Annotated in this window: 9 protein-coding genes and 1 pseudogene; all 10 read right to left on the reverse strand. The window is 42.3% G+C overall.

Annotated features, from left to right (window positions below; all coding sequences use genetic code 11):
• Positions 1 to 157: 157 nt before the first annotated feature.
• Positions 158 to 829 (reverse strand): annotated as a pseudogene (locus NJ959_RS13350) (PIN domain-containing protein); the annotation flags it as partial.
• A gap of 236 nt (positions 830 to 1065) precedes the next feature.
• Entirely contained in the window at positions 1066 to 2259 is a 1194-nt protein-coding gene (locus NJ959_RS13355) for an aminotransferase class V-fold PLP-dependent enzyme (RefSeq protein ID WP_254012247.1), read from the reverse strand.
• 292 nt (positions 2260 to 2551) lie between these two features.
• On the reverse strand, positions 2552 to 3160 hold the full coding sequence (locus NJ959_RS13360) for a DUF4352 domain-containing protein (RefSeq protein ID WP_254012248.1): 609 nt from the start codon (positions 3158 to 3160) through the stop codon (positions 2552 to 2554).
• Positions 3161 to 3264: 104 nt separating this feature from the next.
• A complete protein-coding gene (locus tag NJ959_RS13365) occupies positions 3265 to 5130 on the reverse strand; it encodes an ABC transporter ATP-binding protein (RefSeq protein ID WP_254012249.1) in 1866 nt (621 codons plus the stop codon).
• 543 nt (positions 5131 to 5673) lie between these two features.
• A complete protein-coding gene (locus NJ959_RS13370) occupies positions 5674 to 6168 on the reverse strand; it encodes a hypothetical protein (RefSeq protein ID WP_254012250.1) in 495 nt (164 codons plus the stop codon).
• Positions 6169 to 6247: 79 nt separating this feature from the next.
• Positions 6248 to 6856, reverse strand: a complete 609-nt coding sequence (locus tag NJ959_RS13375; protein ID WP_254012251.1) for a hypothetical protein — start codon at positions 6854 to 6856, stop codon at positions 6248 to 6250.
• 15 nt (positions 6857 to 6871) lie between these two features.
• A complete protein-coding gene (locus NJ959_RS13380; protein ID WP_254012252.1) occupies positions 6872 to 7396 on the reverse strand; it encodes a hypothetical protein in 525 nt (174 codons plus the stop codon).
• Positions 7397 to 7449: 53 nt separating this feature from the next.
• Positions 7450 to 7650 (reverse strand): hypothetical protein, encoded by a 201-nt coding sequence (locus NJ959_RS13385; protein ID WP_254012253.1) that lies wholly within the window; start codon positions 7648 to 7650, stop codon positions 7450 to 7452.
• A gap of 265 nt (positions 7651 to 7915) precedes the next feature.
• Positions 7916 to 8824, reverse strand: coding sequence for a WD40 repeat domain-containing protein (locus tag NJ959_RS13390; protein WP_254012254.1), 909 nt, complete (start codon positions 8822 to 8824; stop codon positions 7916 to 7918).
• A gap of 110 nt (positions 8825 to 8934) precedes the next feature.
• A partial coding sequence (locus NJ959_RS13395; protein ID WP_254012255.1) for an eCIS core domain-containing protein occupies positions 8935 to 10400 on the reverse strand: 1466 nt, incomplete at its 5' end.

A 10400-nucleotide genomic window follows, 5' to 3' on the forward strand; every position in this document is an offset into this window, starting at 1 on the left:
TAATCGCAAAGGTACGCAAAGAGGGGAAATAAGGAGATTGGTTGGTGGTAATTTTGCGATCGCATTTGGTAGCTATTGCTAATATTAAAATTATACACAGTTTATTTTAAAGTAAAACTGTGGCACGTTCCGCTAAAGTCGATCTCTCACCTTTATCTGGTAAATAGCCGATATCTTTACCCATAGGAATCACTGGGCGAGAAATGAGTAAGCGATTGTAAATATGTTCGTTGGCAACTTGATGGAGTCCCGCCGCGATCGCAAGTAGTGTCTTTCCTGTCCCCGCTTTCCCCACCAAAGTAACCAATTGAATGGAATCTCGCAGTAATAAATCGAAGGCAAATTTTTGTTCGCGATTACGAGGTTGAATGTGAGAAATACCGCCATAAGGGACTTTAATTGCAGGTATTAGTTGTTTACTATTCTCATCTGCACTCCCACTCTGCCCAGTGCCAAAGGCAATCGCTAATGCTGTATGGGATGGATTGGCTGAATCGACTAATGTGACTGCTTGATTAGGAAATATTTTGTTATCTAAGGAAATACTACCCTGCTTAAAAAATTGCTCGATTGTGTCACTATCAACCCAGATTTCAGTGGTTCCGGTATATAGTTCATCGAGATCAACCTTATCCGTTTCATAATCCTCAGCCGCCAGCCCTAGGGCATCTGCTTTAATTCTCAGATTGGTATCTTTACTAACTAAAACTACCGGACAATCGCACTGCTGCTTAAGTTCTAATGCTACGGCTAAAATAGCATTATCTCCCCGATCTCCTTCTAATTCTATGGGCAATTCTTTAATGCAATCTTTTGTAATGAGAGCTAAATTCTTTAGGTGTAGGGTGGGCAGTGCCTACTAACCTAAAAATAAGCTTTTGAATCTCTGGTGGCACTGCCCATCCTAGGATTCTTTACTGAATAAGTCGGTACATATTGTGGTAATGGTGCGTTAGCTACCCTTCGGGAACGATCCGCGAACACATAAATAACCCTACAGATTGATGCTAATAATTGACTTAGATCTAATTACCAAACAACAAATAACCAACAACGAAAAACCAATTAACAATTAGCCATTAGCCATTCCACTAACTTATCAATCTCTTGAGTATCGGTAAAATAGTGAACGCAAGCACGAATACAATCTGGATCGCGGATAGTGCGCAACAAAAAGCCTTCCTCTTCCAAAGATGTAACTAATTGATTAGATGATTTACCATTAGTTAAAACAAAGGAAACCAAACCAGATTGGGGAGGGGAAGTTGATAAACAACGGAGTGATTTGATTTCAGATAAACGTTGCCAAAGATACTTACTGAGCTGACAAATTTGCTCGTAACGGGCTTGAGATGTGCCCCATTCTTGATGAAGTGCGATCGCAGCCCGCACTCCCCCATACAAAGGATAAGCTGAAGTAGCCACTTCAAAACGTCGGGCATCGGGTTGCCAGCCAATTGGTTTTCCGGCTTTATCCAGAATAATACCGCGCCAACCAATAAAGGTCGGATTAAGATCTTCTAGTACTTCTGGTTTTATATAAAAACCACCAATACCTTCTGGTGCGCACAACCATTTGTGACAGGTAAAAGCATAGAAATCGGCTCCCAATTCGGTTAAATTTAAGGGCAAACACCCCACAGATTGAGCGGCATCGACTAAAATTCTAATCGGCTGACTATTAGTAGAATAATCGCGACAAGCTTTGACTATTTCTGCTACTGGTAAAACTTGACCTGTATTCCACAAAACATGACTTAATACTATTAATCTGGTGCGAGGTGTGAGATGTTGGAGGATGACTTCTGTGGGATTTCCCTCATTCAAGGTTGCCATAATTGGACAGAAGGAAAATTCTACCCCAAACCGCCGTGCGATTTCCTCGACTGTCGCAATAATACCAGGATGTTCGCAATCGGTGAGGAGAATGCGATCGCCTATTTGCCAGTTAATTCCCCACAGGGCAATATTACAGCCAACTGTGACATCTTCGGTAAGGGCGATTGTTTCTTTGGGCACTGCTAATTCTGAGGCAATTACCTCTCTAGTCCGATCTGCTTCGACGGTCACCCAGTTATTTATTGTATTAGAAAAAGGACCTTGTTCCTGAATATGGTTATAAGCTTTTTGAATAGCATTTAAAGATACCATAGGTAGGGGACCTTGACCGCCAAAGTTAAAATAGGCTTTGTTGGCTAAAGCGGGGAATTGCTGTCGGTGTTGTGCTATTGGTATTGATGCACTACGGGTGATGGTCATATAATTAAGAGAAAAGATATAGTAATTTTCTCATATTTTGCGCCAAATATTAGCTATCTCAAAAATATTATTTCTACAAGAAGCCCGGTTTCTCGGAGAAACCGGGTTTCTTTGCCCCTACTTCATGGAACTGAAAACCGCTATTATAATCATAAATTGGAGTTATCTAAAACACTCAGGATCTGGAAATTATAACATTCATAGCTAGATCTTCAATCTTCAGGATATAGTTATTCAATCAAACAGATAGAATATTACCCTTCTCACCTCTAACCTGTAAAGATTAATTTCCTCAATCCAGATTGACTAAAATTGGTTGACAATTAATATCTACTAACGCCTTCGGTTCATTTGCAGATCTGTCACAAATGCTACTATTGGGTTTAAATAATAACTTCAATCCTTTAGAATTTCCTGGCACTTCAAAAGCCACTTCACCTTGCCGTTTTTCACCCGGACTAATATCACCCGTAGGGCTTTCCACATCCTCTAGTGCCCCCGCCAATAAAGCCACATCATAAGTATTATTTTGACCATCCATCATCGCAAAAGAAATAACAGAAAACTTTTTAGACTCTTGTCCTTTATTAGCAATTGTAGTATTCACTAAAATCCATTTGTGTCCTTGATTGGGTTTAATCACCCCTTTCCCAGGATGTTCCCGCGTTCCATTTACTGTAAATTGTAAGTTTAAGTTTTTATCAGTAATGGAAATAGCATCAGCAATCTTATAAGTATGTTTTGGTGAAGGTGGAATTGAAGAATTTTTTTGAGATGATTGATTCCTTGAAGTGGACTCAGATTCAGTATTTAATTGAGGAACATTCCGATCTGAACAGCCCATAAATAGTGCGATTACGATCGTTATCGGTGTCGAAATAATATGTTTAATCAATTTCATATTCATATATAACAATCATCTTAAATTATCAATTAATATTTGAACAAACAACCAATAACAAACAACCAACAACCAATAACAAACAACAAACAACCAATAACCAATCACGTCCCCAACATCTGCAACTTATATAAAGCCGCATACAAACCATCAAGATCTAAAAGTTCCTCATGAGAGCCAGACTCTACCAACTCCCCTCGCTTCAGTACTAAAATTCGATCTACATTGCGGATAGTTGAAAGTCGGTGAGCAATAATAATAGCAGTACGTTGGATTAATAGTCGATCCAATGCTTCTTGAATCAAAGCTTCCGTTCCCACATCTAAACTAGCTGTAGCCTCATCCAATACCAAAATTTTCGGATCGCGAATTGCAGCACGAGCAAATGCTAATAACTGCTTTTGCCCCCCAGAAAGATTAGTTCCCCTCTCCCGCAATTGGGTATCATATCCTTCAGGAAGCGCTTCAATAAAACTGGCAACATTTGTCACCCTTGCTGCGGAGTGAACCTCCTCAATTCCATAGTTTTCTCCCAATGTAATATTACTCTTCACATCCCCAGCAAACAGAAACCCATCTTGAAGAATCACACCCATATAACGTCGAAGTTCGACCTGCGGTACATCCCGAATATCAATTCCATCCACTAAAATTCGCCCTTGTGTGGGTTCATATAACCGACATAAAAGGCGAATAATTGAACTCTTCCCCGCACCTGTAGGACCAACTAATGCCACCTTTTCCCCAGGATTAATTGTAAAGTTCAAGTCTTTGATCGCATATTCATCTGACTTATAAGCAAACCAAACATGTTCAAACCGAATTTCTCCCGATTGTGGAGAAGTTTGAAGCCCGAATTCTGAAGCATCAATTTTCCCATCTCCTCTTCTCCTTTTCCCCCCCATCTCCACTTCTGGATCGCGAATTTCAATCGGCTCATTCAAAATATCAGTAATCCGCTCAATTGCCGTAAATCCAGCTTGGAGCATCGTGAATTTCTCAGCAAAGCGGCGGAGAGGATCGAATAAACGCTGGGCGTAGAGAATAAAAGCAGACAATACACCAAAACTGAGAGTATTTCCCAGAACAAATAAACCACCTAACCACAATACAGCCGCGATCGCAACCAAGCTAATCCATTCCAGTGTTGCCGAAACTGCTGAATCGTGAAAGATAGTTTTATCTACTTCGATAATATAGCGATTATTCACCGCACGGAACATTTCGGTATTGAATTGTTCGCGGCGGAATAGCTGCACAATATTAATCCCCATAATATTTTCTTGCAGCATTGAGTTGAGGGTGCCAAGTTCATCCCTCGCTTTGTAGTTAGCTTTACGATATTCCCGTTGGAAGTAAATAATTAAACCAGTCACCGGAAATAGCATAAAAACCAACAGTAATGCCAATTGCCATTGCACCCAAAACATGGTAAGCGCGATCGCAATCATAGAGAGCATGTCGCCGATAATACCAATTGCACCTGTAGAGAATACCTCACCTAATGCTTCCACATCACTAGTAAGTCGGGTAATTAACATCCCCACAGGTGTTTTATCAAAAAACCGTAGAGCAAGGGAAGTAACATGGTGAAATAAATCTTCGCGAATATCAGCAGTAATTTGTTGCCCCAGCTTCACTACCAAAAATCCCTGTACCGCCACAAATACTAGTCTAATTAAGACAGTTAGTAACAATAAACCGATGAGAATATTAACCCCTTCTTGTAAAGGACGATTTTGGAGAAAAAACCAAGTTTGCTCTTCCTGGCGAATTAAGGATATGGATTGTCCAATAATTAATGGTTGTACCGCACTGGCTACAGACAGGGGTACAAGTAACGCCATAGACGCAAATAACAAACGCCCAGTGCGACGGGCATAGGGTAGTAGTTTCAGAAATAGTCGCCAGTCATTTTCGCGATGCTTTTCCCGGCGATTTGACTTTGTTGGAGGTGATACGCTTGTCATGCCAAACCCTGGTGTGGTAGTTTCTGCCTGTTTTTAGCTTAACAGGATAATTAACCCGGATTTAGGATAAATTATAGATCCTGCTCCCCTTGCGCTAAAGATTACCTATCTCTTCCTTTGTGCCTTCGTGCCTTCGTGGTGTATTAAATACTTATTCTTCCATCGTCAAACTATTTCTTCTTCTCGCTAAGTAATGTCTGTGAAGTCTTCTCCCTGTGCCAATTGAGTTTGAATATCTGGCATCTTTCTCACTTACCCATGGCTAGTCTCTGCCAAATCTAGTATGGCTTTAATTTAGCATTTATTTTTGGCGATGGCGAAGTTTGACAACCTGATTAGCTTGAGCGATATTGTCTAAGCAACTTTTTCTACCTTTTCTAGAGAAGACAAATTAACTACCATCGGCTCAATATCTTGCTTTTTGTCGCGTTGAAGGAACTCATTTTCTGTTATAATCATTAGCTCAATTTCTAATTACTTGGGTAAAAGCCAAAGACTCTATTGCTAGAAAGGACGGTAATTTTTTGATACTGAACTACCTATTCAAGGTGCGGAACTGCTTCCATAATACCAGGTGCTGCCCGGACCAATAGAGAGTACATTCTGTCCAGGTGTAAAGAGGAGCCAGTTTTCAGATCCTTCTTCTGAAGAATCTGAGTAAATTGAAAAAGTGCGCAGCACAATCCTATTTTCAAAAGTAAAGATAGTATCCCAAGCTGGAGGAAGTACTTCAATGGACTGAAGGGCTAAACCTTCCATGGACTTAACTGCTGCTTCCATTTGCTCTCGTGAGTCTTCACAAGCAGCCAGAACTTGATCGCCCTTCTGTAAACGCCAAGCACACATATAGATCCATAAATGCCATTCGCCACGAGCTGGTAAGCGTTTTCCTTTATGTGAAAATTTTCTGGGAATAGGAGTACCAAAGTCGAAAGTAATAAAGCTGCCAACTCCGATAGACACATCCCAAGGTTTCTGTCCCAGTAACGGTGCAATGTGGGTTTGAATTTCGTGAATCTCTGTTTCTGTTATGGTCATAATGTTAAAAACTTTACTATATGTTCTTTCTTGTGAATTGGTAGACTGCGTATCTATCCAAATAGCAGCGGGCACTCAATCACCCCAAGTCGTTCGGGGGGAAAAGGTCGATTGCTCTATCAGCTTCCGCACTTGGATACTCGGTTTTGAGTTGCTCCAGCAGAAAGAAGAGACGATTTTGCCAAGTAACAGATTCGTAAGTGCAGTCAGAAGCAAACTTATAAAATAAGCTGAATGCCTCATCAATCTCACTGCCCAAAAATTGTCGGACAAAGCTAGGTTTCCCTGTAATAACTAGATAGTCAAGTTTTGTGCAAAGAATAACCCAGTCAGGTTTTCCAGCAAAAATCGCGAACCAAAAGCCGCCACATTTTCGATTGAATTCCTCAACTGATTCAGCAGTTGAAGGGATAATGAATGCGGCGGGAAAATCATTAAGTTTCTCCAAGGGAACTGCTATGATTTCTCGATATCCATATTCTAAGACACAATCCAACAGTTTATCTCTGTCATCTCCACTGAAGTGGTCACCACTTTCTACAGGAACAGCAACCCAACCGCTCTGCTTGATCAGTAACAAGTTGTCTTCACGGGAAATATCTACAACCTTAGAGAGCTTTTTCTGAATCTCGTTGACACTTTCAGAGTTAACAACAGGATGAAAAAAAATCCACTCATCATTGCTCATATCTTACTCAACTTTCTACCTATATCTGATCTTGATATGTCTTCTTACACCAGGTCGATCTATCTGTATAGTTGGGAGATCCTCTCTACTCTTGGAATGAATAACAGTTGTCGATCTGTCAGGTAGTTCTGCTGTCCTAGTTCCACCACCTCTATCCTTGACGGTTGCTCCAAGCTTTCCAGTCAGCTCATCGAAGTCTCTATTAGCCTCTTCTTCACCACCACTCTTACTATAGATTTTTGATTTTGAACTATCGTTTTCTAGAGTAGCTCCTTCCAGAAGCTCTTCAATTGCATCGTCTACTCTCTCTTTAGATTCACCTTCATCAGACTGACTTTCAGAGTAGAAAATAGTGTCTCGAAGATAATCTTCAATAGTTTGACGAAATTTTTCAAGTATGCCACGAGCAATACCAGCGCCTTGACTGAGCTTATCGATAATCTTATCAGTCACATCACTAGCGGTATCAGTAACCCAGTCAACGGCAATAGTACCAAGTTCAGTAAGATTGCCCGTGATATCTTTCCAGTTAATAATCAATCCTGTCGCACCGACAATAACTAGAATTGTCCCAATTGCTAGGGGAATCGTTATTACTCCACCATCAACGGAGGAAATTCATCGCTCTCGTTGTCTGATAGTTGAATAAGTTTGGCGTACTTTACAAGTAAATCAACTGAGTAGGGATAATGGGCAAGAAGTTCCTGAACCAATTTTAGAGCTAAGTTATAGTCTCGCTGTTTGTGGAGTTCACTCACTCTATATATGGCATCTTGAAATTCCCCTATATCCATATTAATAAGATGAATTGCTTGATAATGCGCCGACTGAGTGTTGGGACAATCTCGAAAACAGATCCTGACTTGTAGTTGTCATGCCTTATTTCCATATTCTCTTCCTTAGAGTGAGATAGCCTCTCAACGCCAGGAACTATCCACCCTTAGCTTGATGCAGCTTTCTCCTGTTAAGGTGACAGGAGAAAGCTGCATTTAGCATCTAAATGCGATCTGCTTGCAACAGCGCAACGCGATCGCACTACCGATAACAGACAGACGGCGCTTATCTGGGTACTTTTGCTCCATGTAAGACAGTTCCATTTTCAGGATCTAGTTCCTCCAGCCAGCCATCTTCCCAAAGTACTAGCAAGGAATTACCATGCTTTGCCAACGCCACAGGCTGCATTTTCTTTGGAGATAAGCGAGTTGCTCCTGGCCAACGGAACACGCCTTCGCTGGTAGCCCCAACAATACTGTCGTTAATTGCCAGTAATGCCAAAACCTGTGGACTATCTGGCTCAAAGGTTGCCACTGACTTGCGAGTGCCGTCCTTTGGGTTAATTGCCCAGATACCAGCACCATCTGCTACTAAAGCCTCTGTACGGAGCGAAGCCAGCGCTGTAGCCGGACCTTTTGCCAAGGGAATGGTACTTTGTTCGCTACCCTCGATCCATCGTAAACTATCTTTAGCACCGCGATCGATGGCCAAAATCCACCCATCCCCACAAGCAAGCTCGTCAATCTGACCAGCACTCTCTAGCGGAATGGGTGTTAATTTACCAGTTGCGTCAACACGCCGGAGTTCCCCAGGTTGCAAAAACACGCGGTCTTCTTTCTCTGAACTCTTGTTGGTTGTGTCTCGGTTAGCTCCTGCCACAACCAGATCGTCTCCCTGAGCGCAGATGGCTGTAATTCTTCCCTTAAATGGCTTTACTGAGAAACGTGGCTTTTGTGCGATCGCATCCCATCGCTTGACTGTTAGGTCCCATCCCCCTGTAGTGGCAAAATCCCGACCTATTGCCACCGCTTTTGGGCTATCTTCATGAGCCTTAATTGCTGAACCAGGGGACTCAGGCCACTGCCAAAATAGTAGGGAACCGCTACGATCTGCAACAAGAATCACCTCTCCGTTACTAGCCAGAACAGCAGGAGAATAAGGGAGTCCTAATGAGGATGTTTGAGATAAGGTCATATCGCCTCTTAATTCCCCCATACAGTTTGTGAGGATAATTCCGATCCCTACAACAACCGCTAATAGCCAGATTGATGTTCGTATCTTGCCCATAATTATCTAAGTCGAGCTTATTCGCCGACACCTTTTTTACCCAGTTCCATAAATAGGCTCTTACGGATGATATCCAACTGGTTGTCTGAGAGCTTGTCAATTCCCGGTCCAGTGATATTGCGGGTACTGCCTGATGCCATCAGGTTATTGGCATCAGTGTCTTCATGGGGCAAACCGAGAGTGTGACCGAGTTCGTGGGCGAAGGTATCCTGGGCGCGATCTTGAGTATTGACTACTACCGAAGTGCGATCGTCTAACATATTGGTGAGATGATCCTTAGTCAGTGCCTCACCCCGTGAAGAAGGCATCGAAGGAACCCAGTAACCTGTTATTCGACCCTTAGTGCGGTTTTCTTCCATCAGCTTCAATTCTTCAGCCGTAGCTTGGTTTGTCGTAAACTCATCTAATTCCGTATCGCCACCAAGAAGCGTCTTCGTAGTCATCTCACTAATATCTACATGATTACCCTTTTCAATTTCAATTCCATGGGGATTGTAAATTTCATTGGCGCGTTTGAAATCATCTTCTATTGTATTCGTTGCAGGTTTCAGTAATGTCGTAGGTACTACAACTTCTTCACTGAGGTTGGCTACGGTATTCAAAATCTCCCAGAAATCCAATTTGGATAACATCTCTAAGAAAGCACCACTTTTGATCGCTTCCTTCAATATTTCTCGGAAATCATCGCCCTTCAATTGGAAAAGGAGCTTCTTCGCCTGAGCTGCTTCTTCTGGAGTCATTGCTGCTCCTTTGGCAAAGATTTCTTGCAATTCTGCCTTAGTAATCAGAACCTTCACCACATTACCAATTGCTGAAGCTGCATCTCCCACTGCTGATACTGCATCTGTCAGCCAATCTCCATGAATATCGGTGGTGCTTGATTGGGACACTGGGACTGTCTCAACTTGATTTGCTACTGCATCTGTTTCATCCTCAGAAGGATCTTTTGGATGACTATTCAGCTTCGTTTGAATGGGTTTTGTGAGTTTAGGCTGCACCGCACCACCATTCTGCTGCACCACATGTGTCAATTCATGCGCCAGCAACTCCTGTCCCCCCTGACTCCCAGGATCGTATTGCCCTTGGCGAAAGAATATATCCTGCCCCGTAGTAAATGCACGAGCCTGTATCGATTGATTAAGTTGATCCGATTGCCCATCAGTATGAACCTTCACCCCACTAAAATCTGCCCCAAATGCCTCTTCCATCGGTTCTCGGATATTCTCCGAAAGGGATTGTCCGCCACCTCTGGCACTTTCGATGGAATTTTCCAAATCTGGTGTAGCAGCCGTACCACCAACTCCTGACTTGCGCTGTACCATCAACTTGGCTTGAAGTGGTTCCTCTTCTTCTTCTGGCGGCATTTCATCCCGTTGAATTGCACCTGATTCTAATTTAGCTTGAAGGGGTTCCTCTTCTTCTTCTGGTGGCATTTCATCCCGTTGAATTGCACCTGATTCTAATTTAGCTTGAAGGGGTTCCT

The organism is Limnofasciculus baicalensis BBK-W-15, assembly GCF_024178385.1.
Lineage (GTDB): Bacteria > Cyanobacteriota > Cyanobacteriia > Cyanobacteriales > Coleofasciculaceae > Limnofasciculus > Limnofasciculus baicalensis.

Excerpts from the sequence above, each read along its gene's own strand:
- NJ959_RS13355 (WP_254012247.1), bottom strand. The coding sequence starts at position 2,259 with ATGACCATCACCCGTAGTGCATCAATACCAATAGCACAACACCGACAG.
- NJ959_RS13360 (WP_254012248.1), bottom strand. The coding sequence starts at position 3,160 with ATGAAATTGATTAAACATATTATTTCGACACCGATAACGATCGTAATC.
- NJ959_RS13365 (WP_254012249.1), bottom strand. The coding sequence starts at position 5,130 with ATGACAAGCGTATCACCTCCAACAAAGTCAAATCGCCGGGAAAAGCAT.
- NJ959_RS13370 (WP_254012250.1), bottom strand. The coding sequence starts at position 6,168 with ATGACCATAACAGAAACAGAGATTCACGAAATTCAAACCCACATTGCA.
- NJ959_RS13375 (WP_254012251.1), bottom strand. The coding sequence starts at position 6,856 with ATGAGCAATGATGAGTGGATTTTTTTTCATCCTGTTGTTAACTCTGAA.
- NJ959_RS13385 (WP_254012253.1), bottom strand. The coding sequence starts at position 7,650 with ATGGATATAGGGGAATTTCAAGATGCCATATATAGAGTGAGTGAACTC.
- NJ959_RS13390 (WP_254012254.1), bottom strand. The coding sequence starts at position 8,824 with ATGACCTTATCTCAAACATCCTCATTAGGACTCCCTTATTCTCCTGCT.